We start from the raw sequence: 25,105 nt of genomic DNA on the forward strand, positions 1-25,105 counted from the left end.
GGCCTAGTGCCTGAGCCCGCCGAACCCTCCCGCGAAGTAGAGCAGCGGCCGGCCGTCCACCCGGTGTGCGCATCGGCGGACGTCACCTACGAAGATGGTGTGATCGCCGCCGGGGAGAGCCTCGGCGACATCGCACACGACGGCCGCGATGGCGTCCTTCAGGACCGGCACACCGTGGTCGTCGACGGTCTCGACGTCCGCGAACTTGTCCGGTTTGGAGGCGCCGAAGTTCCGCGCCAGGTGCTCGCCGTCCTCGCCGAGAACATTGACGGCGAAGCGGCCGTGCTCCGCGATCGCGGTCCGCGTGTACAGGTGGTTGCCGACGCACACGATCAGCTGGAGCGGGTCCATGGACAGGGCGCACACGGCGCTCGCCGCCATGCCGATGGGCGTGGATCCGGAGCGGGTGGTGATCACGCTGACGCCCGTGGCGAGCCGGCTCATCGCGCCTCGGAAATCGAGTGTCGTGTCAACGGTTTCCATCATCGGAGGACCTCCGTGAAAGGGGAGCTGAACCCTGGTTGGCTGGTGTGAAGCGTGCGACTCCGGCTGTTAACGCGGGAGAAATCACGGCCCGGGCGCGACACCGCCCGAGTTCACCCGGCCCGTCCGCTCATCGGCGCAGTCGGTCGACCAGACGTCTCAGGTCCGGGGACGGCGGCACTCCCAGCTCCTTCATGACGCCCAGATAGCCCCGGTACAGGTCGAGCAGTTCATCGTCCGAGCCGGCAGCCTCCGCGGCGCACAGGGCGAGCCGCCACGCCTGCTCCCGGTAGGGATCGCTGTCCAGCACGGCACGCGCGAGCCGGCGGGCCTCCCGGACGCGGCCGAGGTGCAGCGCCACGGCCGCCGCGTCCACTCGGGCCCGCAAGAGGGCGGAGTCGAGTTCGGCGCGCCTGGTGTCGAGCCAGTGGGTCGAGAGGGCGTCGAAGTACGAGCCGCGTTCGGCGATGGCCAGGGCGCGCCGCAGGGTGTCCCACCGGTGCTCGCCGTCCTGCCGAGCGGCTTCCGCCAGCAGTCGCCGCAGGGTCCCGGAGGCGCTCACGACGGCGGACGCCGGTGTCAGGCGGTACACATCACCGTCCTGGAGCAGCGACAGCCCGTCGGGCAGTACCTCGCGCAGCCGGTAGACGGCCTGCCGAAGGTAGCTGCGCCCCGTGGTGTCGCTCCGGTCGGGGAACAGCGCCTCCAAGAGGGCCTGGCGCCTGGCGCTCGCCGAGGGTTGGTCCAGCAGATAGGCGAGCAACTCCACGCTCTTGGCCAGACGCGGGTGGACCTCCCGCCCGTCGGCGGCCAGCCGCACCGGGCCGAAGTCGTCCAGCGTCAATCGGGGTTCGGCGCACCCGGTCACCGGCCTCGCGGTGGCGAGCGCGGACACGAGTTCGTGCCAGCGTGAGAAGTGGGTGGGTTCCGCGTCGGCCCGGCGCACGGCGACGGAGGGCACGTCCTCCAGGGCCTGCAACAGCAGATTGCGGGGGCCCTGGGCCGTCGCGACCTCCAGGGCCAGATCGGCGGCGGCGTCCGCGCCGTCCTCGTCGCCGGTGCGCCACAGCGCCTCGCTCAAGTAGACGGCGGCCGTGGGGAGTTCCAGATGTCTGTCGCCCGAGCGCATGGCGGAGACCGCGGTGGTGAGGTGGGGCACGGCGTCGTGGTCGCGGCCGGCCAGCAGCAGTTCCAGGCCCCGCCAGGTGTCCGCCAGTTCCGCGGTGAACGCGTAGCGCGCGCACCCTCTGCGCTCCGCCTCGGCGAGCGCCCGAGCCGCTCGTGGCGGGTCGCGATCCAGGCGCAGGGCCAGTTTCGCCTCCAGGAGCAGGCTGAGGATCTCGTACACGCGGGAGCCGGTCGACGCGATCCGCTGCCGCCCGGCCAGCAGAGCGGACCACGCGTCGTCCCGGCGTCCGAGGTCCGCCATCAGCTCCGCGGCCTCGAAGGCCGCCAGCCAGACGGGCCCCGGACCGTCTCCGACCGCCGCGTACGCCTCCTCCGCCCGGGAGATACGCCCCTCGGCGCGCAGCGCCGCGACCCTCCAGGGCGTCCCCGCCACCCTCCGCCAGGTACCGGCGGTGCTGTCCCGCAGCTCGCGCAGGTGGCCGGACCGGTAGGCGATGCGCATCACCATGGCTTCGAGGGGGCCCGCGACCCGGTCGAGTACGTCCGGGGCGAGCTGTGGTGTGCTGTCGTCCGCCAGAGCCAGCACGGCCGCCGCGATGTCGCGGGGGTGCCCGGGCGGCATGACGCCCAGGATCTCGCGCGCCCCGTCGATCCTCCCCGCGTGCCAGAGACACCACACCAGCAGGGCCAAGTCCTCCTCGCCGCCCGGCTGTTCGGCGAGGCGGCTCCACCACGCACGGCCATGGTGGTCGGCCAACCGCACGCCCCGCCAGCACTGTTCGCGACCGAAGGCGACGCGGAGCGCCGCAGAGGCCAGGCTCGGGGTGGGCGCCGGGCGCATCCGGTCGAGCCAGCTCTCGGCGGTCGTCAGGTCGAATCGCCCGAGTACATCGGGCAGCGCATGTTCGGCGACGTGTCGGGCGGCGGCGGTGTCCCCGCTCATGAGCAGCTCGGCCACGGCGTCCTCGTGGCGCCCCCGGCCCTGGAGCAACGTCGCGTAGCCCCGGCGCAGCACCCGCAGGGTGTCTGCGTCCAGGCATTCGATCTCCCGTTGGAGATGGTGGCGGAACCGCGGCAGGGCGACCATCCGGCTGCCGTCGGCGGACCAGTCGAGCGGCAGCCGTCGGCCGCGGAGGGCGGCCATCGTCCGGTCCGGCGACACCAGTCCGAGGGCGTTGGCCCGCTCGGCCGTCACCCCGTCGTCGAGCAGGCTCGTACGGACGAGCAGTGCCGCCTCCGCGGGTGTGAGCTGGGTCAGCAGCTCGGCCGCGAGGCACTCGTGCTGTGCGGCGGAGGCGGTGGCGTCGACACCCCACCAGTCGTACAGGACTCCGGTGACCCAGCCGCCCGTCGCCGCCACCAGGCGGGACGGGTCGTCGCCCCGGTCGTCGCCCCGCAGGGCCTCGGCGACCTCGGCCACGTCGAAGGCCAGCTCCCCGTCCTCGATGAAGGCGACGCGATGGATATCGCCGAGACCACCGAGCCCTGGGGGCAGCTCCACGCGGGAGATCAGTACCAGCCGCGGCTCTTCCGGCAGACTTCCGACAAGTGCGTCGAGCAGCCCCTCGGCACCGGCGCACCCGCCGATCGTCTCCACGCGGTCGAGCACCAGCACCAGGTCCGTCCCGGCGAGCGCCCTGGCGAGCAGAACGCCGATCTCCGACGCCGAGAGCCCACGCGCCAGTGCATTCGTCAGCGCCGTCGCCACGGCCGGCGCATGCGGCTCGACGGCCGCCGTGAGAAGGCGCGTCAGCGCCGGCCCGTCGGCACCGGGACCGGCGTTGCCGGGCATCCCGGCGAGCGATACCCAGGCGACGGGTCCGGACCGCGCCTGGGCGGCCTGGACCGCGGCGGTCGTCTTGCCCGACCCCGCCGAAGCGGCCACGACGAGCACCGGGTACTGGTCCAGCAGCCGATGGATCCTGCGGACCAGCCTCGGCCGGGGTATGACATGGCCGGGCAACCGAGGCAGGGCGCCACCCCTCCCGCCCGGATCGCCGCCGCTCATGGAGGACCGCCTCTCGATGGTGTGCGGCCGTCGGGATCAGTCCGCGGGGCGGGGTTCGAGGACGAAGGTGTGCCGCAGCACGGTGTACGGCTCGTCGGTCAGCTCACGGCAGGGCCCGGTGTCGGCCTCGTAGGTGTCATAGGACGTGATCAACGACTCCTTCACCCCGAACACCGGATCCGTGTCCAGGTACGAGTCGTCCGACGGGAACAGCATGGTGGTCACGCGCTGGAATCCCTCAGCCTCGATCAGCAGGTGCACATGGGCGGGACGCATGAGCGACCTGCTGGTGGCGCCCAGGAGTTCGCCGACCGGGCCGTCGCCGGGGATCGGGTAGCTGGACGGGCGGATGGAACGGAAGCCGAAGTGTCCCGTCTCGTCGGTGCGGAACAGCGCGCGCATGGCCGGGTCGACCTGGCCGGGCACATCCACGTCGTAGTGGCCGTCCCCGTCACTGTGCCAGACGTCCACCGCCGCGCCGGCCACCGGCGCTCCCGCACGGTTCACGACGCGCCCCTCGAAGAACAGCGGGGTGCCGGGCAGACCTCCGGAGATGTCGGCGGCGTCGGCGTGCCGCGGCCTGTCCTCCCTGAAGAAGGGGCCCAGGACGCTGTTCTGGGTGGTTTCCGTGGGTCGTCGGTTGCTGAGGGAGTCGACCAGCATGGTGATGCCCAGCACATCGGACAGCAGGATGAACTCCTGGCGCGTCGATGTGCACATCTGCCCGGTGCGCGTCAGGAAGTCCACTCCCCGGGCCCACTCCTCCTCCGTCAGTTCGACATCGCGGACGAAGGCGTGGAGGTGCCGCACCAGCGATTCCAGGATCTCCGCGACGCGGGCGTCCTTGGTGTCCCGCATGGTGGAGATCACGGCGTCGGTGATGGTGTCGCTGGTCAGATCACGCATGGCGCGCTCCCGTGGTGATTGGTGTCGAAGGCGGAGTCGGTCCGGGGATGTTCGTCGCCGGATGACGTTCACGGTGCCTCGCCGGCCCAGGCGCGGGTCAAGAGGGCGCGCACCGCGGTCCGTTCCACTGGCCGCGGATTCCAGTAGCCGTCCCGCACGACGAGTTCGGCCGCCTGCTCGATGCCCGATTCCGGCATGCCGAGGTCCCGCAGTGCCCTGGGGGCGCCGAGCCTCCCGGCGAAGTCGAAGAGACCGCTCGCGGCGTCGTCCCGGGCCAGCGCGCACGCGATGCGTGCCATGGCCTCGGGGGCCGCCGACCCGTTGTAGGCGACGACATGCGGCAGGACGACCGTGTGGGTTTCGGCGTGCGAAAGCCCGAAGGTGCCGCCGAGCACATGGCACACCTTGTGGTGCAGGGCCATGCCGACCGTGCCGAGGCAGGTGGCCGCCAGCCACGCCCCGTACAGCGCGTCAGCCCGCGCCTCGCCGTCGCCCGGGTGCCGCGCGATGACTGGAAGGGACCGGGTGAGGGCGTCGATCGCCTCACCGGCCATCAGGTAGGCCACCGGGTCCCGGTCCTGTGCGTAGAGGGCCTCCACCGCGTGCGCCATCGCGTTGACGCCACTGACCGCCGATATCCCCACGGGTAGCGTGAGCGTCAGGTCGACGTCGTACACCACCGTCTTGAGCAGCGCTTCCGGCAGTCGGCGGGTCGTCTTCCTGCCGCCTTCGGTCTCTCCGAGGATCGGCGTCATCTCCGAACCGGCGTAGGTGGTGGGCAGCGCCAGCTGCGGAAGACCGGTGCGCACGGCGATCGCCTTGCCGAGGCCGATGGTCGATCCACCGCCGATGGCGAGCACGGAGTCCGCTTCCACGCTTCCGGCGTACGCGACCGCCTTCTCCGTGACCTCGACAGGGGTGTGCGGCACCGCTTCGGCGAACGTGCCCGCTGCCGTGGCACCGAGCAGGTCGCGTATCTCCGCTGCCTGGTCCCATTGGCCGGGGGTGCACAGGATGAGCACCCGACGGCATCCGAGAGCATCGGCCTCCTCAGGGATACGGCTGCGCGTCCCGCTGCCGAAAACCACCTTGGTGATCTGCCCCCGGTGCACGAAAGTCCTCATCAGAATGTCCTCGGTCCCGCCGGTGCTCTGTTTATGGAAGAAAGCTTTGGCATTGAGGTGATCTCCGTCAACGGAATCGGCGCGCGATGACGGGTATAGGCGCGGAAATACCGCGTTCATGCGACCGGCACCGCCATGGCCGGGGCCATGGCGGTGGGTGTGTGCATGTGCGTGTGCGGGAGACGATCGGCTCCGCTGCGGCAGCTTCGGCAGGTCAGTCCGTGGGCCGCGGGTGGCGCAGATGAGCCCGCTTCTCCAGCTCCTCGTCGTCGACCAGCGTGAGCATCGGCTGGCCCGGCGCACACAGCATGAACACCACGAACTTGCTCGGGGCATCCGACAGGGCGTTGCCGTTCTGGTAGTGGATCACGTCACCGCCCGGCTCGAACAGCGTCTCACCGGCCTTGATCACACGCTCCGGCTCACCTTCGAGCTCGAACCGGATCGCGCCCTCGGTCACATAGCCGTAACACGGCCCCGAGTGGCGGTGCGGAGGAGTCCCCGGGTCGCCGGGAGGCCACTCGACGAGGACGGTCATCCCCGAAGCACCCTCGGGAATGAAAGGCGGCTTGACGTCCGCCAGCATCTTGGGTCCGGTCCCATCCGCTGAGTCCATCTCGTGCACTGTGCTACACCTCCGTGGGCCGGCCCGGAACGGGCGGTCGATCCGCGTCGGGGATTCCGGGCTCGAACAACTCGAATCACAGGGAAGAAAGGCACGGCCCGCATCTGTGACACGCCGTGCGCCATCAGGGAAAACGCGGTTGGCTCAGCCGAACTGGCCGACCTGGTAGTCGCCGGCCGGCTGCTGGTTGATGATGTTGATGCGGTTATAGCTGTTGATGACGGCGATGAGGGAGATCAGGGCGACGAGCTGGTCGTCATCGAAGTGCTTGGCGGCGTTCGCCCAGACCTCGTCCGTGACCCCACCGGCCGCGTCCGCCACCCGGGTGCCCTGCTCGGTCAGCTCCAGCGCGGCGCGCTCGGCCTCGGTGAATACGGTCGCCTCCCGCCAGGCGGCGACCAGGTTGAGCCGTACCGAGGTCTCCCCGGCGTGGGCCGCGTCCTTGGTGTGCATGTCGGTGCAGAAGCCGCAGCCGTTGATCTGGCTGGCGCGGATCTCCACCAGACACTGAACGGATTCCGGCAGCGTCGAGTCCGACACCGCCTTGCTGGCCGAGTAGAGGTGCTTCAGCACCTTGGTCGCGAGGGCATTGCCGAAGTAGTTGAGACGTGGATCCATGGGTCCTCCCAGCGGATGTGCCGTTATGCATTCCTCCCTGGCCACACTGGATCAGCGCGGCACTGAGGCGCATCGCATAAACGAGTGATTCGGGACCGGCCGCCTAACGCGTGAGGATGGGGACCGGTCCCGACGTGGCGTCCTTACCGTGACGGGCATGGTTCGAATGACGCGCCGCGGCGCGCTGGTCGGGGTGGTGGCCGCGGTGCTCGCGGTGGCCGGGCTCGGCGCGTATCTGCTGTGGCCCGCCCCCACGCTGGACGCCGCGGACATGGACGCGGCACTGCCGACCAAGCGGGACCTGCCCGGGTTCGTCCCGCACGACGGGCTCACCGGTGCCCTGTCGGTACCGGCCGGCAACAAGGAGGGGAGATCCGTGCTGGCCGGCACCGACCTGGACAAGCAGTGCCGGAAATGGCGCAAGGAGGGCGACGGCTGGGCGTGCCGACACCTGCATGGGGCGGGCATGGTCGTGCTCGAGCGGTCGGAGAACGTGTTCTTCCGGGTCAAGTCCGATGTCCTCGCCTACGACGACGAGGACGCCGCGGAGGCGGCCTGGGACGGACTGGTGGCCGACAACCGCGAGAAGATCCACAAGATCCGGGGCGCCAAGGAGCACTCGTCCGACCTGGGGGACGCGGCCCTGTCCTTCGAAGCGCCGGGCGTCACGGTCCTGGCGATCCGGACCGGGACGGTCGTCGTGGAGGCCATCGTCTGGGACGGGAGCGACCAGGTGAGCGAGGCGGACGAGGACGCGATGGTGGACAAGTGGCCCGCACTCCAGCTCTCGAAGATCGAGAAGCAGCTCGGCTGATCAGGGGTGGGGTATGCGGTGGCAGCGGCATACCCCACCGGCCGCCGACACGATGAGGCCTGACGGGGAGAGTGGCGATATGGACGACGAGGGCGAGCGGCTACGGGCCGAGTGTGAACGCCTCCGGGAGGAGGTCGGGGGGCTCAGGTCCCAAGTGGAGCAGCGACGGGCCGCCGCCGTCTCGGCCGATGTGCCCGGCCCCACGTCCGAGGGGGCGGCCGGGGACGCGAGGAAGGGAACGGATGGCGCACCAGCACCCGTAGCCCGCGCATCCCAGGAGCCGCCGCCCGCGCCCGATCCGTACGCCCCTACGGGCGCGGACACCTCCGCTGCTCATCCACGCGTCGCGGGGGTCTCCCGCCGGGGTCTGCTCGTCGCCGGTGGCGCCGTCGTGGTCGCCGGGGGCGGGGCCGCCGCCGCTGTCCTCGCCCAGGACGACGGCTCGTCCTCCTCCCCTCACTCCCGGCCGTCGCGCCCGCGCCCCGTGACGAGCATTCCCGCACACCCCACGATCCGCCGCCTCGCCACTCTCAAAGGCCACTCCGGCACTCTCGGCGGAGTGTGGTTCAGCCCGGACGGGCGGACGCTGGTCTCCACCGAGGCCGAGGTGGGCAACCTGCGGCTGTGGGACGTCCCTGAGCACCAGCGGATCGGCGCGCCGCTGACCTCCGCTCTCGTCGTCTTCCAGTCCGTGGCGATCAGCCCGGACGGCAGGACGCTCGCCACCGGTGGCGCGGACAGGGCGCAGTTCTGGCAGATCCCCTCGCTCCACCGCAGTGGCAGGTCGCTGAGTCTGCCGGACCGCACACAGCGGCCGTTCGAGGTGGTCGCCTTCAGCCCGGACGGCAGGACGCTGGCCGCGGGCGGCACTGACGACCCGGACGGTGACGCCGTGCGGCTGTGGGACGTCGCGTCCCGCGGACAGCGGGGCGAGCCACTGACCGGCCACAAGGGCGGTGTCGAGGGGCTGCTGTTCAGCCCGGACGGCAAGACCCTGGCCGTGAGCAGCCATGTCGGCGACGGAGTCGTGCGGCTGTGGGACGTGGCGTCCCGCAGGCGACGGGGCGAGCCACTGACCGGCCACGAGGGCGGGGTCGGCGCCATGGCGTTCAGCCCGGACAGCAGGACCCTGGCGGTGAGCGCGAGTGTGGGTGGCGACGGCCTCGTACGGCTGTGGGACACGGCCACCGCCACCCAGCGCGGCAAGCCGTTGCGCGCCCGCACCGTCGGCGTCAGCGCGCTGGCCTACAGCGGGGACGGGAAGACCATCGTCACGCTCGGCTTCTACAGCGGGCTCGTGCTGCGCTTCTGGGACGCGGCCACGCACAAGGAACGTGCGAAGCCCTTGGAGCTCGCCTCCCTGTCCCAGCCGACGGCCTTCACGGCGGACGGGCTGACGCTGGCTACCGGCAGCTACGACGACAACGCCATACGGCTCTGGCGGATCGAGTAGCCACCAGGCCGGCCGGTCTCCCGGTCGGTGCATCACACGAAGCGGAACAGGGGAAGGGTGGGAGCGGGGCATGGACGAGCGAGGAACCTCGCCGGAGGACGTGCGCGACACCTCATCCGGTGCGGGGAACACCGGGCCGGACGGCGGGAAGACGACACCGGAAGCGGACGCGGCGGCCGAGGAGCTCGGCCAACTCCGCGCCGAGCGCGCCCGGTTGCTGGCCGAACGCGAACGCCTCCGCCACGAGCTGAGCGGACCGCCCCCGCACCCACCGCGGATGCCACCGGAGCCCCTGGCCCAGGTATCCGCGAAGCCCCTGCCCCGGACACCCGCGAAGCCCCTCCCGCCCTCGCGGCGCCGTCTCCTCATCGGCGCGGGCGCGGCCGTCGCGGTCGCCGCCGTGGCCGTGCCCACCGGCATCGCCCTCTTCGGCGGCGACTCGGACGGCGGGAAGGACACCGCCCACGGCAAGCCCGGCAAGGACACCTCCGGCAGCCCCTCCCCCACTCCCCTGCGTACGCCGCCGCCCATCGCCATCCCCGCCCGTCCCAGGCTGCGCCCGCTGGCGACCCTCAAGGGACACAAGGGCGAGATCGGCACGCTGCGCTTCAGCCCGGACGGGAAGACCCTGGCCTCCAGCGAAGCCCAGGACGGAGTGCTGCGGCTGTGGGACGTGGCCACCCACAAACAGCGCGCCAAAGCCCTGCTCTCCTCGCTCGTCATCTTCAAGGGAGTGGCCTTCAGCCCGGACGGCCGGACGGTGGCGACCGGCCACGAGAGCAGAGCCCAGTTCTGGGACGCGGCCACCCTGCGCGCGCACGGCAAGGAGATCGCCCAGCACGACGATCCCTTGCAGTCCTTCGAGACGATCGCCTTCAGCCCGGACGGCAGGCTCTTCGCCACCAGCGGATTCATCGACCAGGAGATCCGGCTCTATGACGTGGCGACTCATCGGCAAAAGGGCGCGTCACTCGAGTCGGCGGGCGCCCACCAGCTGGTGTTCAGCCCGAACGGGAAGACCCTGGCCGGCGCGGACGAGTCCGGCATGGACGGCGTACGGCTGTGGGACGTGGCCACCCGGAAACAACGGCCTCAACCATCGAACGACTCCTTCGGGGGTGCTGCTAGCCACATGGTGTTCAGCCCGGACAGCGGAACCCTGGCCGTCGCCAACGACTCCACGGAAGTCCACTTCTTCGACGCGATCACCGGCAAGGAGCGCGGCAAGCCGCTCGCCGGCCACTCCGGCTCCGTCACCGGCCTGGCCTACGGCACGGACGGCAAGACCGTCCTCACCACCGACTACTCGGGCCTGCACCTGTGGGATGCCGCCGACCATGAACACCGAGCCGCCATCGGCAACCCCGGCTCCTCCATCGCCCAGCTCGCCTTCAGCCCCGACGGCCGCACCCTGGCCACCCTTGGCTTCCAGGACAAGACGATCCACCTGTGGCGCCTGGAGTAGTGGTCCCGTGTGCTGCCGAACGCACGTCCTCGGCGATCCGGGCCGTGGTGGCCTGCCTTCCGCACTGGTTGTGAACGCGGCCGGGCCTACGCGTCGGGGCCGCTGCCAGTGAGCTGTTCGCGGATCGCCTCCATGTCGATCAGCGACCAGATCTCCGCGATCCTGCCGTCCCGGTAACGGTAGAAGACATGCTCGACGAACGAGATCGACCGGCCGGTGGGCGGTATGCCACGGAAGCTCGCCGTGGGGGTGCAGTCGAACCGGATGCGGCACGCCACCTCCTCGCCCTGGACCACGAGCCGCTCGACCGCGTAGTGCAGGTCGGGGATCTCCGTCGCGTCGCGGCGCAGCAGATCCTGGAACTCGGCGATGGTGAGGGTCCGGCCGTTGTGCACCACGGGGTCGTGGACGAACTCGGGAAGGTCGTGGAAGCGCCGCTCGTTCAGGCAGGTGAGGTACCCGCGATAGCGGTCCTCAAGAGCGAGTTCAGCCATGGGATGTGTGCTCTCGGTTTCGTGGGCGCGGTGCGGTGCGGCACCGCCGGTCGAGCCGTCAGGCCGGGTGGCCGAGTGCGTCGGCGATCAGTGTCTCCAGTTGTTGCGCGATCTGGTCGAGGGGCTCCATGCCGCGCTTGGCGCGGCACATGGCGATGGCGCCCTCGACGGACGCCACGATGAGCGCCGCCAATCCGGGCGCCCGGTCGGGGACGGCTCCATGCGCCGTCAGCGCCTCGGCCAGCAGCCGCTCCCAGTCCTCGAACGCCTCGGCGGCGGCCACCAGGGCCGGCGGGATCTCGTCGGCCGGTGGTTCCTCGACGGAGACGGCGAGGACGGGGCAGCCGGCCCGGAAGTCGCTGTTGACGACTATGCCGCGCCACAGGGTCAGGAAGGCACGCACACCGGCGACCGGGCCCTCGTCCAGCTCCTTGCGCAGGATGCGGGTGACCGCACCTCCCGCGTACCGCACCGCCTCGGTGGCCAACTGCTGCTTGCCCTCGGGGAAGAAGTGGTAGGTCGAGCCGAGTGGCGCCTTGGCGTGTTTGGCCAGCTCCCGGATGCTGGTCGCCTTCAGGCCACGTCTGCTGATCATGTCGGCGGCGCCGACCAGGATGCGCTCGCGCGACGGCGCGCTGGGCTTGGCCACGACCGTGCTCCCCTCTGGCTATAACGGCCGTCATAGTCTAGCGTGAGCGGCGCTATAACGATCGTTATAGACCCATCACCGCAGACGTGCGCGGAGCACGAGGGGAGACTTCGTCATGCCGATGACCCGACCTGGTCACGTTCGCGAAGGGCGGCGAGACGATGCGTGAACTGACCTACGTCGCCCGCGACACCGTCGAATGGCGCGAGGCGCCCGACCCAGAGCCGTGGTCGGACCAGGAGGCGATCGTCGCCCCGGTGGCCGCCACCTCCTGCGACGTCGACACCGCGATCCTTGCCGGGCACGGCTTCATCGACCCGCCCTTCGCCCTCGGCCACGAGTGCGTGGCCCGGGTCATGGAGACCGGCGACGCCGTGACCAGCGTGGCCCCCGGCGACCTGGTCGTCGTCCCCTGGTCGCTCAACTGCGGCAGCTGCGGCAACTGCCGTGCCGGACTGACCGCGCACTGCACGGCCGTACCGCACATGGCCATGTACGGCGCGCCCATCGGCGGCGACTGGGGCGGCCTCTTCTCCGACCTGGTGCGCGTCCCATGGGCGGACGCCATGCTCGTCTCCCTGCCCGCCGACCTCGACCCGGTCGCCATGGCCTCGGCCGGTGACAACTGGTCCCTGTCCTGGCGCCTGGTGGCCCCCCATCTGACGGCCAGGCCCGGGGCCCGCGTCCTGGTCGTCGCGCGCGGCAGCATCGGCCTGTACGTGTGCGACATCGCCCGCGCGCTCGGCGCCTCCGAGGTGCTCTACGTCGACCCCGATCCGATCCACCGTGAGATCGCCCGCGGCTACGGCGCCACCACCGCCGAGGCGCTCGAGCCCGTCCGCCACCGCTTCGACATCGCCGTGGAGGCCACCGGCCGCGTCGACCAGCTCGCCCTGGCCGTCAAGTCCCTCGCGCCGGAAGGCATGTGCGAGTCGGCGGGCAACCACTTCCGCCCCGGTGAGCTGCCCCTGCTCGACATGTACCTCACCGGCGTCACACTGCGCATCGCGCGCGACAACGTCCGGGGCCACATCCCCGAGGCGCTCGACCTCGCCCGCTCCGGAAAGGTCGACCCGGCACGGGTCGTCTCCCACGTCCTGGACTGGGAGCAACTACCGGAGGCACTGCCGGAGAAACACCTCAAGCCGGTCTTCGTCCGCGCCGACGCCCTCACACGTCATGGCGTCCCTCCGGGCTAGACTCGCCCGGTGATCAGTGTTCGACGTGTCCCGGAGATGTGGCACCGGCTCGATGTCACGGTCCGGGACCTCCCGCTCGGGCTGCTGATCCTCGCCGGGTCGCTCATCCCGGAGTTCCACAACCACGGGACGCAGCTGGGCGGCCTGCCCGCCCGCCCCTTCGACGCGCTGGCCATCGTGGCAGTCGCCCTCCAGTGCCTCCCGCTCGCCGTGCGGCGGCGGTGGCCGGTGGTCTGTCTCGCCCTGGTGACGCTCGGCTTCGCCGTCGACCAACTCCGCGGCTACCACTCGTTCGCGGGCACTTCGATGCCCGTCGCGCTGCTGAGCGTAGGGTCCCATCTGGACCGGCACCGGCGCGCCACCGCGCTCGGGTTCTCCGTGGCGTATGTGCCACTGGCGGTCGCGCTGCACCGGCTCGGTTCGGGCGCCGAGGCGCCGAGCGAGTTCGTGATGTACTACCTGGCACTGGCCCTGCCCTGGGGCATGGGGTCGTGGCTGCGCTCCACCCGGGCCGCGGAGGCCGAGCGCCGCCACCGCGTCGCCGAGGACACCCGCGCCGCGGAACGCGCCCGCATCGCCCGTGAGCTGCACGACGTGGTGACCCACCATGTGACGGCGATGGTCGTACAGGCCGAGGCGGCGCGCTACCTCACCGCCGCGCCCGAGCGCCTCGACCAGGCCCTGACCGCGGTCACCGAGACCGGCAGACGTGCCACCACCGATCTGCGGCACTTGCTCGACCTGATCAACCCCGACCACGGCGCCGAGGCCACGACACCGACTGTCGGCAGACTCCTCACGCTCGTGGAACAGACCCGACGGTCCGGGCAGCCGGTGGAGTTCAGCGAGGAGGGCACACCGGCGGAGTCGACCGGCAGCGCCGACCTGGTGGCCTACCGGGTCGTACAGGAGGCCCTGACCAACGCCCTCAAGTACGCCCACGGCAGCCGCACTTCGGTCCAAGTCCACCACGGGGAAAGGGAGATCACGGTGGAGGTCAGCACGGACGGCTCCGGCTCGCCGGCCCCCGCGTCGTCCGGTGGCAGCGGGCGGGGGCTGGCCGGTCTGCGCGAACGGGTCGACGTCCTCGGCGGCGACTTCAGCGCGGACGCCCGGACGAACGGTGGCTTCGTCGTCCGGGCGCGGATACCCGCGGGGAGCCCGTCGTGAGCGAGTCGATCCGGGTCCTGGTCTGCGACGACCAGGTGCTGGTCCGCACCGGGCTGGTGACGATCATCGACGCCCAGCCCGACCTCGAGGTGGTGGGCGAGTGCGAAGACGGCCGGACCGCGGTCGACCTCGCCGGCCGGCTGCACCCGGACGTCGTGGTGATGGATGTCCGCATGCCGGTGCTCGACGGTATCGAGGCCACCCGGCTGCTGGCCGGTGCGGGGGTGCGGCACCCGGTCAAGGTGCTCGTGGTGACCACGTTCAACCTGGACACATACGTCTACGAGGCGCTGCGCGCGGGGGCGAGCGGCTTCCTGCTCAAGGACGCACCGCCGTCCCAACTGCTGCACGGAATCCGGACCGTGGCCACGGGAGCGGCCCTGCTGGACCCCGACGTGACACGCCAGCTCGTGGGCAGGTACGCCGCCCGGATCCGGCCTCCCGAGGGCGCCCCGCACGACATCCCGCTGACCCCTCGCGAACTGGAGGTGCTCCGCCTCATCGCCAACGGCCTGTCCAACAGCGAGATCGCCGCGACTCTGGTGATCAGCCAGGAGACCGTCAAGACCTTCGTGTCACGCATCCTCACCAAACTCGGACTCCGCGACCGTGTGCAAGCGGTCGTCTACGCCTACCGCCAGGGCCTGGTGACCTGACCCGCCACGCGGCGGACCGCTGCGACTCACGCCTTGATCAGTTCCTCGCTCAGCTCCCAGAGCCGCCGGGCGGACCGCGGGTCGACGGCGTGCGGCACGACATCGGCGGGCGGGTCCTGGTCGGCGCCGAAGGCGATGGGGGCCGGGTCCTGGTCCAGCGGTGAGATGTCGTTGTCCCTGAGGTAGACACCGCCGATCCCGGCGAGCAGTGGGCTGGCCGCCGCGAACACGATGGCATCGGCTCGGCGTTCGCCATCCGGCAGCACGGCCAGCTCCTGCTGCCCGACGTGTTGCGCGCCTACGTCCACCAGGCCGAACTCCCCTCGGGGTGGCTACGGGCGCTGACCGACGACCGTCTGCATCCGGCGCTCAGCCTCATGCACGCCGAACCGGCGAGGCCCTGGCGGCTGGAGACGCTGGCGAGCGCGTCGGCGATGTCACTGACGTCCTTCGCAACCCACTTCAGGACCGTGGCGGGCATGCCGCCGCTCACCTATCTCAACCGCTGGCGGATGCTGTTGGCCCAGCGCGCACTGCGCGACGGCGACGATCCCATCGGGTCGCTGGCATCCGCCCTCGGCTACACGTCCGTGAGCGCCTTCAGCTCCGCGTTCAAACGGGAAGTGGGAGAGTCGCCGCTGCGCTACCGGCACCGGCTGCGTGACGAGGAACTCACGCGTTGACCCCCGGTCGCGTCGAGGTGGCGGTCGACTTCGGCGCCACCTCGGCGGGCCTGCCGGTCCTGGCGGCGCCGGAGTCGCTGCCGGGCCTGATGCGCGACCGGGTCATAGCCGTGTTGCTGTGCGGATCAGCCCGGCGAGGGCGAGGGAGCGGCTGTGCGCGGGCCAGGCGATGTGGGTGACCACGGGGGGTGCGTCGGTCAGGGGGACGGCGATGTGCTCGGCCCATAGCCAGGCGCGGGCGGACTCGGGGAAGACGGCCACGGTGCGTCCGAGGGCGATCAGCTGGGCCAGCTGCGTCTGGTCGTGGATCTCGGGGCCCGGGCCGGGTGGGTACGTGCCGTCCCGGGACCAACGAGCGAGCGGAAGATCGGGGACGTCGCTGACGTCGGCCAGGGACAGAGTCTTGTGCGCGGCGAGGGGGTGCCCGGCGGGCAGGATGGCGATCTGCCCCTCGGTCATCAGTTCCTCGCTGTCGAATCCGGCCAGGGAGTTGAACGGCGCGTGCATGAGCGCCACATCAGCGCGTCCGTCGCGCAGCATCTCGCCCTGCTCGCAGGTACCGCTCGGCAGCACCTCGATCTCGGCGGCGTCGGGCTCGGCCGCGTAGGCGTCGAGGAGCTTGTGCAGCAGCTCCTGGGACGCGGCGGCCTTCACTGCCAGCACCAGGCGGTTGCGGGGGCCGCCCACACTGTCGGCGCCACCGGCGCGGCGGGTACGGCGCGCGGCGGCGGTGGTCGCGTCGAGGGCCGCGCGGCCCTCGCTCAGCAGCATCTCCCCGGCACCGGTCAGGGCGACGCCGCGGCGGTCGCGTTCCAGCAGGCGGACGCCGAGGCGCCGCTCGAGCTGCTGGATCGCCCGGGACAGCGGTGGCTGGGCCATGCCGAGGCGCTCGGCGGCACGGCCGAAATGCAGCTCCTCGGCGACGGCTACGAAGTACCTCAGCTCGCGTGTCTCCAAGGTGTCCACGGCCACAGCATAGCCCGGTGATACCTGCCGGGTATGACAGGGCGCCGGGTCGGTATTGGATGCGCCGCTCGTCGGCGAGCGAACATCGACGGCATGGGCGAAGCGACGTCCGCGCCGGTGGTCGGCGCGGACAAGGGGTGCCGTTGACGAACGGCGCGCCACATGGCGGTCAGCCCTCTACAGCATCCGGCTCATCAGGAAAGACACCGACATGAACACACCCTCCGCGTCACTGCCCGGTGGCACCTGGACCCTGGGCGATCTGACCGTCACCCGCTTCGGTTACGGCGCCATGCAGCTCACCGGCCCCGGGGTCATGGGCTCGCCCGCCGACCACGACGGTGCGCTCGCCGTCCTGCGCGAGGCCGCCGCCCTCGGGATCACCCACATCGACACCGCCGGCGCATACGGACCACGCGTCACCAACCAGCTGATCCGTGAAGCACTGCACCCCTATCCCGCATCGCTGCGCATCGCGACCAAGGTCGGAGCGGTCCGCGATCAGCAAGGCGGCTGGCCCCCCGCACGGCGGCCCGAGGACCTGCGCCGGGCCGTCCAGGAGAATCTCGAGGATCTCGGCCTCGATTCGCTCGACGTGGTCAACCTCCGGCTCGGCGACGCCCAGGGCCCCCGGCCCGGCTCACTCGCCGAGCCCTTCGAAACCCTCGTCGAACTCCAGCAGCAGGGCCTGATCCGACACCTCGGAGTGAGCAACGCGACGGCGGAACAGGTCGCCGAGGCCCAGGCGATCGCGCCGATCGTATGCGTGCAGAACATGTACAACCTCGCCTACCGCCAGGACGACGAGCTGATCGACGATCTCGCCGGCAAGGGCATCGCCTACGTGCCCTTCTTCCCGCTCGGCGGCTTCACCCCGCTGCAGTCCACGGCGCTTTCCGCCGTGGCCACCCGGCTGGACGCGACACCGATGTCGGTCGCCCTGGCCTGGCTGCTGCGGCGGTCGCCGAACATCCTGCTCATTCCCGGCACCTCCTCGGTGGCGCACCTGCGCGAGAACGTCGCCGGCGCGGGACTCTCGCTCTCCGACGAGGAACTCGCCGAGTTGGACGAGATCGGCCAATAGCGGGGCCGGGCCCTCGGCAAGCTCGGTGGCGGTGGCCGGCCAAGGTGGGCCGACACGGGGCACGCGAAGTCGCTTCAGCCGTCGTCGGTGGAACTCAGGTTTTTTTCGATCTTCGAGAGGATTCTGGCGAACGCCTCGCGTTCCTCGTCGTCCAGCCCGTCCAGGGTGTGCTCCTCCAGGCGCGCCCAAGCCTGCGCCACCTTGGGCCGCAGGGCGTGGCTCTCCGCCGAGGCCCGGACGAGCATGACGCGCCGGTCCTGTGGATCGCGCATCCGGACGACATGTCCGCCCTGCTCCAACCGTCGCAGCATCAGAGTCACGGTCGACGGGTCCAGGTCGAGCGCCTTCGCCAACTCCGACTGGCGGACCGATCCCTCCTTCCACAAGGTCATCATCAGGAACTCCTGGCCGGAACAGAGGCCGGTGGGGCGCAGCAGCCTGCCGCCGGAGAGGCGGTGCAAGCGGGAAACGCGGGCCAGGGTCTGGCTGACGGGGCCATTGTCTTCGGCCTCCGTCGCTTCGGTCCGCGTGGGCTCTGAGGTCATACGGACAACATTATCGTGGGCGCCCAACCATTGGCCGACCAATGAATGGACTATGGTTGCTCCAGGTGAGTTCGTTGGCCGACCAATGAACTCACTCGTCAGTCAGTGTGCTCGTCAAGCCCTGGGAGCCGTTGTGGCCACAGCATTCGATCCGATCGACCTTTCCGGGCTGCGCCTGCGCAACCGCGTGGTCATGCCCGGGATGGGGCGCGCCCGCGCCTTCGGACCCGGCAATACGCCCACCGACTCGATGGTGACGTACTACGCACAGCGGGCCACGGCCGGTCTGATCATCACGGAGGGGTCCCAGCCGTCGGTCGTCGGCCAGGGCTTCCCCAGCACCCCGGGGCTGCACAGCGCCGAGCAGATCGCCGCCTGGCGCCGCGTCACCGACGCGGTACACGCCGAGGGCGGCACGATCTTCGCCCAGATCTCGCATGTCGGCAGGGTCGGCGACCCCGGCCTGTTGCCCGACGGACTGGTACAGGTCGCTCCCTCGGCGATCGCCGCGCCCGGCCAGCTGTTCACCGTCGACGGGATGAAGGACTTCACCACCCCACGCGAGCTGACCTCCCAGGAAGTGCGGGAGACGATCGCGGACTTCGCCCAGGCGGCGCGCAACGCCATCGACGCGGGGTTCGACGGGGTCGAACTGCACGCCGCCTACGGCTACTTGCTCCACCAGTTCCTGGCCCCCAACTCCAATCTGCGCACCGATGAGTGGGGCGGCTCCGTGGAAGGCCGGGTCCGCTTCGCGGCGGAGGTGGCCGCGGCCGTGTCCGAGGCCATCGGAGCACGGCGCACAGGGATACGGGTGTCACCCGGAACGGGCTACAACGGAGTAGAGGAGCCCGACCCCGAGCCCACGTACGTCCATCTCGTCCGCCGGCTGAGCGAGATCGGCCTGGCCTATCTGCACGTCGTCGAGAACTCGCGCGATCTGACCGGCATCCTCCGCAAGGAGTTCTCGGGAACCTTCATCCTCAACCCCGCGACGGACGGTTTCACCAGCGCGGAGGAGCTGGCGCTCATCGAGGACGGCACGGCCGACATGATTTCCTTCGGCGCGCTGTTCCTCGCCAACCCGGACCTGCCGGCGCGCCTGCGGGCGGGCGGGCCGTACAACACACCCGACCAGGCCACCTATTACGGTGGCACCGACAAGGGATACATCGACTACCCCTACCTGACCAGCTGAGCGCCCACCCGTTGAGCGGAGCGCAAATACCACGTCAGTCAAGTTCCCTATGAACTTGGCGATGTTTCGGGCTCAAACTCTACAATGACGCAGTCGGATTAGTTGCGATACGACGTATATCGACGTGCCCGCGTGCGGCACCGGGGCACTTCTGACAGGGCGACCGCTCGAAAATGGGGCATCTGGGCCACTTGGCAGCAGGTACAGGTGAAGTCCCTGGTTCTGGTCATCAGGCGTTTCATTCACACCAAGGTCTCGTTCGTTTATCATCCAAGCATGGCCCAGAAAGTAGTCACCACGTACGTAGATGATCTCACTGGTGAGGAATCGGAAGAGATCAGCACCCACACCGTCCTGATCGACGGGGCCGGGGTTGAACTCGACCTGTCGTCCCAGAGCTACGACCAGCTCTTGGAGGCCTTGAGCCCCTACCTCAACGCCAAGGGCGCTCGTCGCGTACGTGGGAGCGTCACAAACGGCGCTGCCGCCAGGGGGAAACGCCGGTCCACAACGCTGGCGGGAAGCCAGGACACTGCCGAAATCCGGGCCTGGGCCAAGGAGAACGGCTACGAGGTCAGCGACCGCGGCCGTGTTCCGGCGACCGTCCGCGAGGCATACGCGAAAGCCAACTGAGAGGCCAACTCCTTCCGGGGGACTCAGATCCCAGACACCTGACGAGGACCCTTTCCCGCTATCCCGCGGAAGGGTCCTCGTTCTCTGTGAACGAGCCACGCGGAGGACCGCGTGCTCCGGCACGGCAACGACACCATCGTCTTCTCATGACCACCCTCATCGACGGAAAGAAGGCCGCCCGGGAAGGCGTCGCGCTACTGCGGCGCCCACGCGGTCGTGGTCGGCCACTCGGAGCTGGTGGGCCGTCCCCGGGCCCGACGATCCGAAGTCACGGGCAGTCTTCAGCTGTCCACACCGGTGACGTGCGCCGGCAGCGTGTCGCCGGTGCGCAGCACGGCCCGGATGGTGCGGCTGCGCCCGTTGCCGGGCTGGTCGCCACGCACACCGGCCGGACCATAAGCTCATGGTGCCGAGATGTTCGCCGAGCAAGCGCCGGCCCGGCACGACGTCTACACGTCGTGACCGCCGGTGGCGTCTCGGCCTGGCTGATGGAGACGCCACCGCATGACCGACCACCAGACGCTCTCGCTCATCCTGGGATTGATCAGAAGCGGAGCGGCCGTCACCCGGCCCGACCTCGCCCGCCGCACCGGGCTGGGCCGCACGATCATCACCCAGCGGGTGGATCACGCGATCAGGGCCGGTCTCGTGACCGAGGGCGAACCGGCGCCGTCCACCGGAGGCCGGCCCTCGCGCACCCTGCGCCTCGCATCGCACCGCGGTGTGATTCTCGGTGTGCTCTTCGGAGCCAGCCAACTGCACGCGGCCGTGACCGACCTCGACGGGACCGTCCTGGCCGACCGGCGTATGCCCTGGGACATCGAGGCAGGCCCCGAGGCGTCCTTGGACATCTTGCACCAGGTCTCCGCCCAGCTGCTGACGCCACAACTCACCCCTCGCCTGTGGAGTGTGTGCGTCGGTGTCCCCGGGCCGGTCGACTTCGCCCGTGGCACCGCGATCCAACCGCCGATCATGGCCGGCTGGCACGCCTTCCCCCTCCGGAACCGGCTGGAGGCTCACTACGACGTGCCGGTGTGGATCGACAACGACGCCAACCTCATGGCGCTGGGCGTCTGGGACAGGACCCGGCAGTCCGCAGGGGACAACGTCCTGCTCGTGAAAGCGAGCACCGGCATCGGCCTGGGCCTGATCTCCCGGGGCAAACTGCACCGCGGAGCGCGAGGCTCCGCAGGCGACCTCGGCCACACCATCGTCGCCGAGGAATCCCGCGTCCGCTGCCGGTGCGGCAAGTACGGCTGCCTGGAGGCCCTGGCAGGGGGATGGGCTCTGGGCCGAGACGCACGTGCCGCGGCCCTCGGCGGGCGCAGCTCCTTCCTGGCCGAGCGGCTGGACACCTCGGGCGGGCCGCTGGCCGTAACCGACGTGCTCGAGGGATGCCGGTCGGGAGACCGGGTGTGTACCGAGCTGATCACCAGAGCGGGTGAGCTGGTCGGCGCCCAACTGGCGACGCTGGTCAGCGTCTTCAACCCCTCGACGGTCTACCTCACCGGCCTGCTGGCCCAGGTCGGCGAGGTGTTCAGGGCTCCCGTCGCCGACACCGTGGCCCGGCGCTCCCTGCCCCTGGCCGTCGACGAACTCGTCATCACCGGTTCTGGTCTGGACGGGTGCGAAGGTGTCATCGGCGCGGCCGCACTGGCGGTCGATGAACTGACGCAGCCGGACATGCTGGGGCAGTGGCTGCCTGGAGGAAACCCGCGTGGGGGCCGTGCCTGCTGGACCGAAGCCGCCGAGCCCGCATCCGCCGACCGCCCACAGCGCTGAAGCGTACCGGGCACCAGAGGTTCGCGAACCTTGCCGGAGTCCCTGTCGGCACGCTGCGGCGCGTCCGCGGGCGGCTCGGCACAGGGCACTCCTCCGCCCCTCGCCGCCCCCGGAGGGGCGGCCGTGAGGCCGGCGGCCGAGGAAGGCGGCCGGCCAGGGGGCACGCTATACGGCCTGTGCCGCCGGGGCGACCTCGACCCAGCCCCCGCTTCGCGCCGAATCGACGACGGCCTGGGTAATCGTCGCCGCGCGCACCCCGTCGGCGAAGGTCGGAAGGCTTGGCACCTTCTCCTGGCGGACCGCCGCGTAGGCGTCGGCGGCGAAGTCGGCGAAGCACTCGTAGTAGCCCTGGGGGTGTCCGGCCGGCAGGACGGCCGACCGGCCGACGGGTGCCCCCGGACGGCCGGGATCCCGCATCAGGACCTGGCTGTGGTCCCGGCCGCCGATCCACAGCGACTCGGGAGTCTCCTGGCGGAACGCGTAGCTGGCGTCCGGACCGTCGAAGGAGAACGACAGCGCGTTCTTGTAACCGGCGGAAGCCTGGCTGACCACCACGGAGCCGACGGCGCCGGCGTCGGTCTCCAGCAGCACCACGGCGCCGTCCTCGGTCGCGACGGGACGCAGTTCGCCGCCGGCCGCCGGCCGGGCGGGGACCGCGCGCGCGAAGGCGGCGTTCACCCGCGTGATGCGCTGGCCGGTGACGAACTCGGCCAGGTCGCACCAGTGGACGCCGATGTCGCCGAAAGCGCGCGTGGCGCCGCCGTCCGTCGGGTCGACACGCCAGTTAGTGGCCGTCGCGTCGGCGAGCCAGTCCTGGAGGTAGCTGCCGTGGATGAGCCACGGCGGCCGGTGCTCCGGCCGTGCGAGACGGGCCCGGGCCTCCCGCACGGAGGCGTAGTAGCGGTAGACGAACGGCACGGCGGTCACCAGCCCCCGCTCGGCCGCCAGTTCGGCCAGTTCCCGTGCGGTCGGGACATCGGTCGCCAGAGGCTTCTCGCACACCACCGCGACCCCTGCGGTGAGCGCGGCACGGGCGAACCGCGCGTGCGTGGCGTTGGGCGTGCACACGTGCACCACGTCCACTCCGTGGCGCAGAACGTCTTCGACCGAGTCGAAGCCGCGCCCGGCGCCGAACGCCTCGGCGGCAGCGCGGCCCTTGGCCGGAGTCGACCCGACGATTCCGACAACGTCTGCTCCCGCCGCGACAGCGGAACGCGTATGGACCGCCCCCATGAAGCCGGTTCCTATGACGGCGACACGAAGCTGGCTCATGGCACACCTCATCCCTCTGCCCCCTCTTGGAGCTAACGTCTCAGATGAGCGAAAGAATGCCTTAGACCTGTTGATCAGACGGTATCTTTTGCTCAGAATAAGCGAAAGCATAGCGCGAGAATCAAGGAGGCCGGGCATGACTCAGAGCCCGCAACCGGCACGGCAGCCGATCACTCTCTTCACCGGCCAGTGGGCGGACCTGCCTTTTGAGGAGGTGGCCAGGCGGGCGAGCGAGTGGGGGTACGACGGCCTGGAGATCGCCGCATCCGGCGACCACCTCGACCTCGCGCGCGCCGAGGAGGACCCCGCCTACCTTCCGGCCAAACTGGACCTCCTGGACCGGTACGGATTGAAGGTCTGGGCGATCTCCCACCACCTGGGCGGCCAGGCCGTCTGCGACGACCCGATCGACTTCCGCCACCAGGGGATCCTGCGGCCGTCCGTCTGGGGCGACGGCGAGGAGGAGGGTGTCCGCCGACGCGCCGCCGAGGACATGAAGCGCGCCGCGCGAGTCGCCCGCCGCCTCGGCGCGGACACCGTGGTCGGCTTCACCGGCTCCAAGATCTGGAAGTATGTGGCGATGTTCCCGCCCGTGCCCCAGTCGGTGATCGACGACGGATACGAGGACTTCGCGCGGCGCTGGAACCCCATCCTGGACGTGTTCGACGCCGAGGGCGTGCGCTTCGCGCACGAGGTACACCCCTCCGAGATCGCCTACGACTACTGGACCAGCGTGCGCGCCCTGGAGGCGATCGGCCGCCGCCCCGAGTTCGGCTTCAACTGGGACCCCTCCCACATGATGTGGCAGAACATCGACCCCGTCGGCTTCATCACCGACTTCGCCGACCGCATCTACCACGTCGACTGCAAGGACACCCGGCTGCGCAGCCCCAACGGGCGCGCCGGTGTCCTCGGCTCCCATCTGGCCTGGGGCGACCCGCGGCGCGGCTGGGACTTCGTCTCCACCGGACACGGCGACGTCCCCTGGGAGGACGCCTTCCGCGCGCTGGCCGCCATCGGCTACGACGGCCCCATCTCCGTGGAGTGGGAGGACGCCGGGATGGACCGGCTGCATGGCGCCGCCGAGGCCGTGGCAAGGATCCGTTCCGCGCTGTGGCCCCTGCCGCAGGCGGCCTTCGACTCCGCCTTCAGCAATCAGTGACCGCCGCCGACCGGGGCCGCGGGGCATACCCGCGCCCGGCCGTACCGGCGCGCGATCGAGGCCTGCTCGCGGCCATCAGTGCTCGCTCCGGCCCGGTGATCCCGGTGGGGAATGCGCCCAGTCGGAGAGCAGGGTACGGATCGCGGCGACAAGCGCGAGGGGCTGGTCGAGCATGATGTGATGTCTCGCGCCGGGGACCTCGATGACTGAGGCGGCCCGGCCGAGCTGGTCATACATGGCGTCGCGGCGTTCCGCCGAGACGATGCCGTGCTCGGCGTGCACCAGCGCCACCCGGCAGTCCAATCGGATCAACGGGTTTTCGACCCGCTCCCGCGCGAAGATGGCGGGATCCCATTTCCATGTCCAACCACCGGGCACCTCGCGGATGGACGTGGCGGCGACATGATCGGCCACGTAGTCGAGCACCGGCTGGTTGGGCATGGGAGTGAACTGACTGACGATCGCCTCACGCGAGGGATAGAGGCGTGTCGCCGCCCCGAAGGTGCGCCGTTCCCGCGTCGCGCGTTTCTCCGCCACTGGGCCCATCATGGGAGAATCGATCAGGACAGCCCCCTCGATGCGGTGCCCGGACAGCGCGGCCAGCCGGAGCGTCACCGCGCCTCCCAGGCTGTGCCCGATCACCACCGGCGGCACGTCGAGCCCCGCGTCCGCGATGACGGCGAGCACTTCACGCATCCAGATCTCGAGGCCGTACGCGTCGCGCCTTCCGCTGTCGCCGTGCCCGGACAGGTCCAGCGCGACGACCCGTCGGCCGCTCGCCAGCAGCGGGCCGACATGATCCCACCAGCGAGAATGTGCGGCGGCCCCGTGCACGAGTACGATGCCCCGCCCGGTCGGCTCGCCCCAGGCCCGATAGACGATCGGGGTACCCGCCACCGTGATCTCATGTTCGGTGACCGGCGTGGCCAGCGCGGCGGTGTACCACGCGGGCGGCGCGGCGGAATCCAGATCAGCCGATGAGGTCATA

General features: G+C 70.6%; 25 protein-coding genes. 12 read left to right on the top strand and 13 right to left on the bottom strand.

Annotated elements, in window-relative coordinates:
• Positions 1-3: 3 nt before the first annotated feature.
• The 6 genes from ACMTAK_RS04865 to ACMTAK_RS04890 form a co-directional block, all read right to left on the bottom strand.
• Entirely contained in the window at positions 4-486 is a 483-nt protein-coding gene (locus ACMTAK_RS04865; protein ID WP_413804981.1) for a flavin reductase family protein, read from the bottom strand.
• A 127-nt stretch (positions 487-613) separates the two neighbouring features.
• Positions 614-3,619, bottom strand: coding sequence for a BTAD domain-containing putative transcriptional regulator (locus ACMTAK_RS04870; RefSeq protein WP_413804982.1), 3,006 nt, complete (start codon positions 3,617-3,619; stop codon positions 614-616).
• A 36-nt stretch (positions 3,620-3,655) separates the two neighbouring features.
• Complete coding sequence (locus ACMTAK_RS04875; RefSeq protein WP_413804983.1) at positions 3,656-4,525, bottom strand: dioxygenase family protein; 870 nt, start codon at positions 4,523-4,525, stop codon at positions 3,656-3,658.
• 68 nt (positions 4,526-4,593) lie between these two features.
• Positions 4,594-5,649: a maleylacetate reductase gene (locus ACMTAK_RS04880; RefSeq protein WP_413804984.1), complete on the bottom strand. Its 1,056-nt coding sequence runs from the start codon at positions 5,647-5,649 to the stop codon at positions 4,594-4,596.
• Positions 5,650-5,863: 214 nt separating this feature from the next.
• Positions 5,864-6,265: a cupin domain-containing protein gene (locus ACMTAK_RS04885; RefSeq protein ID WP_413804985.1), complete on the bottom strand. Its 402-nt coding sequence runs from the start codon at positions 6,263-6,265 to the stop codon at positions 5,864-5,866.
• 153 nt (positions 6,266-6,418) lie between these two features.
• The gene (locus ACMTAK_RS04890; RefSeq protein ID WP_413804986.1) at positions 6,419-6,892 is read right to left on the bottom strand and encodes a carboxymuconolactone decarboxylase family protein; all 474 of its coding nucleotides are present in this window, start codon (positions 6,890-6,892) and stop codon (positions 6,419-6,421) included.
• Between the two features lie 157 nt (positions 6,893-7,049).
• Between ACMTAK_RS04890 and ACMTAK_RS04895 the strand changes: the two genes are divergently transcribed.
• The 3 genes from ACMTAK_RS04895 to ACMTAK_RS04905 all read left to right on the top strand — a co-directional run bounded on the left by ACMTAK_RS04895 (position 7,050) and on the right by ACMTAK_RS04905 (position 10,624).
• Positions 7,050-7,706, top strand: coding sequence for a hypothetical protein (locus tag ACMTAK_RS04895; protein ID WP_413804987.1), 657 nt, complete (start codon positions 7,050-7,052; stop codon positions 7,704-7,706).
• Positions 7,707-7,785: 79 nt separating this feature from the next.
• Positions 7,786-9,159, top strand: coding sequence for a WD40 repeat domain-containing protein (locus ACMTAK_RS04900; RefSeq protein ID WP_413804988.1), 1,374 nt, complete (start codon positions 7,786-7,788; stop codon positions 9,157-9,159).
• 70 nt (positions 9,160-9,229) lie between these two features.
• Positions 9,230-10,624 (top strand): WD40 repeat domain-containing protein, encoded by a 1,395-nt coding sequence (locus ACMTAK_RS04905; protein ID WP_413804989.1) that lies wholly within the window; start codon positions 9,230-9,232, stop codon positions 10,622-10,624.
• 86 nt (positions 10,625-10,710) lie between these two features.
• Here the strand turns inward: ACMTAK_RS04905 and ACMTAK_RS04910 are convergent, their stop codons facing one another.
• The gene (locus ACMTAK_RS04910) at positions 10,711-11,118 is read right to left on the bottom strand and encodes an ester cyclase (protein WP_413804990.1); all 408 of its coding nucleotides are present in this window, start codon (positions 11,116-11,118) and stop codon (positions 10,711-10,713) included.
• Positions 11,119-11,176: 58 nt separating this feature from the next.
• Positions 11,177-11,767: a TetR/AcrR family transcriptional regulator gene (locus ACMTAK_RS04915; RefSeq protein ID WP_413804991.1), complete on the bottom strand. Its 591-nt coding sequence runs from the start codon at positions 11,765-11,767 to the stop codon at positions 11,177-11,179.
• 161 nt (positions 11,768-11,928) lie between these two features.
• Between ACMTAK_RS04915 and ACMTAK_RS04920 the strand changes: the two genes are divergently transcribed.
• From ACMTAK_RS04920 to ACMTAK_RS04930, 3 genes are read left to right on the top strand one after another with little or no spacing between them, the layout of a single operon-like run.
• On the top strand, positions 11,929-12,966 hold the full coding sequence (locus ACMTAK_RS04920) for a zinc-dependent alcohol dehydrogenase (protein WP_413804992.1): 1,038 nt from the start codon (positions 11,929-11,931) through the stop codon (positions 12,964-12,966).
• Between the two features lie 36 nt (positions 12,967-13,002).
• Entirely contained in the window at positions 13,003-14,136 is a 1,134-nt protein-coding gene (locus ACMTAK_RS04925; protein WP_413812803.1) for a sensor histidine kinase, read from the top strand.
• Positions 14,133-14,792 carry a response regulator gene (locus tag ACMTAK_RS04930; protein WP_413804993.1) on the top strand — a complete coding sequence of 220 codons (660 nt, stop codon included), beginning with the start codon at positions 14,133-14,135 and terminating at the stop codon, positions 14,790-14,792. Before ACMTAK_RS04925 ends, ACMTAK_RS04930 begins: the two co-directional genes overlap by 4 nt.
• 26 nt (positions 14,793-14,818) lie before the next feature.
• Here the strand turns inward: ACMTAK_RS04930 and ACMTAK_RS04935 are convergent, their stop codons facing one another.
• Entirely contained in the window at positions 14,819-15,100 is a 282-nt protein-coding gene (locus ACMTAK_RS04935) for a hypothetical protein (protein ID WP_413804994.1), read from the bottom strand.
• On the opposite strand from ACMTAK_RS04935, the gene ACMTAK_RS04940 reads away from it, so the two are divergent.
• Positions 15,080-15,475 carry a helix-turn-helix transcriptional regulator gene (locus ACMTAK_RS04940; RefSeq protein WP_413804995.1) on the top strand — a complete coding sequence of 132 codons (396 nt, stop codon included), beginning with the start codon at positions 15,080-15,082 and terminating at the stop codon, positions 15,473-15,475. The genes ACMTAK_RS04935 and ACMTAK_RS04940 overlap by 21 nt on opposite strands.
• A gap of 102 nt (positions 15,476-15,577) precedes the next feature.
• On the opposite strand, the gene ACMTAK_RS04945 is transcribed toward ACMTAK_RS04940, so the two are convergent.
• Positions 15,578-16,441, bottom strand: a complete 864-nt coding sequence (locus ACMTAK_RS04945) for a LysR family transcriptional regulator (RefSeq protein WP_413804996.1) — start codon at positions 16,439-16,441, stop codon at positions 15,578-15,580.
• A gap of 211 nt (positions 16,442-16,652) precedes the next feature.
• Between ACMTAK_RS04945 and ACMTAK_RS04950 the strand changes: the two genes are divergently transcribed.
• Complete coding sequence (locus tag ACMTAK_RS04950; protein ID WP_413804997.1) at positions 16,653-17,525, top strand: aldo/keto reductase family oxidoreductase; 873 nt, start codon at positions 16,653-16,655, stop codon at positions 17,523-17,525.
• Positions 17,526-17,599: 74 nt separating this feature from the next.
• On the opposite strand, the gene ACMTAK_RS04955 is transcribed toward ACMTAK_RS04950, so the two are convergent.
• Positions 17,600-18,070 carry a MarR family winged helix-turn-helix transcriptional regulator gene (locus ACMTAK_RS04955; protein WP_413804998.1) on the bottom strand — a complete coding sequence of 157 codons (471 nt, stop codon included), beginning with the start codon at positions 18,068-18,070 and terminating at the stop codon, positions 17,600-17,602.
• A gap of 133 nt (positions 18,071-18,203) precedes the next feature.
• Here ACMTAK_RS04955 and ACMTAK_RS04960 point away from each other — a divergent pair, with 133 nt between their 5' ends.
• The 3 genes from ACMTAK_RS04960 to ACMTAK_RS04970 all read left to right on the top strand — a co-directional run bounded on the left by ACMTAK_RS04960 (position 18,204) and on the right by ACMTAK_RS04970 (position 21,683).
• The gene (locus ACMTAK_RS04960) at positions 18,204-19,268 is read left to right on the top strand and encodes an alkene reductase (protein WP_413804999.1); all 1,065 of its coding nucleotides are present in this window, start codon (positions 18,204-18,206) and stop codon (positions 19,266-19,268) included.
• A gap of 276 nt (positions 19,269-19,544) precedes the next feature.
• A complete protein-coding gene (locus tag ACMTAK_RS04965; RefSeq protein WP_262697747.1) occupies positions 19,545-19,901 on the top strand; it encodes a histone-like nucleoid-structuring protein Lsr2 in 357 nt (118 codons plus the stop codon).
• Positions 19,902-20,405: 504 nt separating this feature from the next.
• A complete protein-coding gene (locus ACMTAK_RS04970) occupies positions 20,406-21,683 on the top strand; it encodes an ROK family transcriptional regulator (RefSeq protein WP_413805000.1) in 1,278 nt (425 codons plus the stop codon).
• 165 nt (positions 21,684-21,848) lie between these two features.
• Here the strand turns inward: ACMTAK_RS04970 and ACMTAK_RS04975 are convergent, their stop codons facing one another.
• Positions 21,849-22,955, bottom strand: coding sequence for a Gfo/Idh/MocA family protein (locus ACMTAK_RS04975; RefSeq protein ID WP_413805001.1), 1,107 nt, complete (start codon positions 22,953-22,955; stop codon positions 21,849-21,851).
• Positions 22,956-23,091: 136 nt separating this feature from the next.
• Between ACMTAK_RS04975 and ACMTAK_RS04980 the strand changes: the two genes are divergently transcribed.
• Positions 23,092-24,117, top strand: a complete 1,026-nt coding sequence (locus ACMTAK_RS04980) for a sugar phosphate isomerase/epimerase family protein (RefSeq protein WP_413805002.1) — start codon at positions 23,092-23,094, stop codon at positions 24,115-24,117.
• A gap of 75 nt (positions 24,118-24,192) precedes the next feature.
• On the opposite strand, the gene ACMTAK_RS04985 is transcribed toward ACMTAK_RS04980, so the two are convergent.
• The gene (locus tag ACMTAK_RS04985) at positions 24,193-25,014 is read right to left on the bottom strand and encodes an alpha/beta fold hydrolase (protein ID WP_413805003.1); all 822 of its coding nucleotides are present in this window, start codon (positions 25,012-25,014) and stop codon (positions 24,193-24,195) included.
• Positions 25,015-25,105 lie beyond the last annotated feature (91 nt).

The organism is Streptomyces lacaronensis, assembly GCF_047337785.1.
GTDB classification, from domain to species: domain Bacteria; phylum Actinomycetota; class Actinomycetes; order Streptomycetales; family Streptomycetaceae; genus Streptomyces; species Streptomyces lycopersici.

Coding starts and splice junctions, on each gene's coding strand:
- ACMTAK_RS04865 (WP_413804981.1), bottom strand. CDS start 486: ATGATGGAAACCGTTGACACGACACTCGATTTCCGAGGCGCGATGAGC.
- ACMTAK_RS04870 (WP_413804982.1), bottom strand. CDS start 3,619: ATGAGCGGCGGCGATCCGGGCGGGAGGGGTGGCGCCCTGCCTCGGTTG.
- ACMTAK_RS04875 (WP_413804983.1), bottom strand. CDS start 4,525: ATGCGTGATCTGACCAGCGACACCATCACCGACGCCGTGATCTCCACC.
- ACMTAK_RS04880 (WP_413804984.1), bottom strand. CDS start 5,649: ATGAGGACTTTCGTGCACCGGGGGCAGATCACCAAGGTGGTTTTCGGC.
- ACMTAK_RS04885 (WP_413804985.1), bottom strand. CDS start 6,265: ATGGACTCAGCGGATGGGACCGGACCCAAGATGCTGGCGGACGTCAAG.
- ACMTAK_RS04890 (WP_413804986.1), bottom strand. CDS start 6,892: ATGGATCCACGTCTCAACTACTTCGGCAATGCCCTCGCGACCAAGGTG.
- ACMTAK_RS04895 (WP_413804987.1), top strand. CDS start 7,050: ATGGTTCGAATGACGCGCCGCGGCGCGCTGGTCGGGGTGGTGGCCGCG.
- ACMTAK_RS04900 (WP_413804988.1), top strand. CDS start 7,786: ATGGACGACGAGGGCGAGCGGCTACGGGCCGAGTGTGAACGCCTCCGG.
- ACMTAK_RS04905 (WP_413804989.1), top strand. CDS start 9,230: ATGGACGAGCGAGGAACCTCGCCGGAGGACGTGCGCGACACCTCATCC.
- ACMTAK_RS04910 (WP_413804990.1), bottom strand. CDS start 11,118: ATGGCTGAACTCGCTCTTGAGGACCGCTATCGCGGGTACCTCACCTGC.
- ACMTAK_RS04920 (WP_413804992.1), top strand. CDS start 11,929: ATGCGTGAACTGACCTACGTCGCCCGCGACACCGTCGAATGGCGCGAG.
- ACMTAK_RS04925 (WP_413812803.1), top strand. CDS start 13,003: ATGTGGCACCGGCTCGATGTCACGGTCCGGGACCTCCCGCTCGGGCTG.
- ACMTAK_RS04950 (WP_413804997.1), top strand. CDS start 16,653: ATGAACACACCCTCCGCGTCACTGCCCGGTGGCACCTGGACCCTGGGC.
- ACMTAK_RS04955 (WP_413804998.1), bottom strand. CDS start 18,070: ATGACCTCAGAGCCCACGCGGACCGAAGCGACGGAGGCCGAAGACAAT.
- ACMTAK_RS04965 (WP_262697747.1), top strand. CDS start 19,545: ATGGCCCAGAAAGTAGTCACCACGTACGTAGATGATCTCACTGGTGAG.
- ACMTAK_RS04970 (WP_413805000.1), top strand. CDS start 20,406: ATGACCGACCACCAGACGCTCTCGCTCATCCTGGGATTGATCAGAAGC.
- ACMTAK_RS04975 (WP_413805001.1), bottom strand. CDS start 22,955: ATGAGCCAGCTTCGTGTCGCCGTCATAGGAACCGGCTTCATGGGGGCG.
- ACMTAK_RS04980 (WP_413805002.1), top strand. CDS start 23,092: ATGACTCAGAGCCCGCAACCGGCACGGCAGCCGATCACTCTCTTCACC.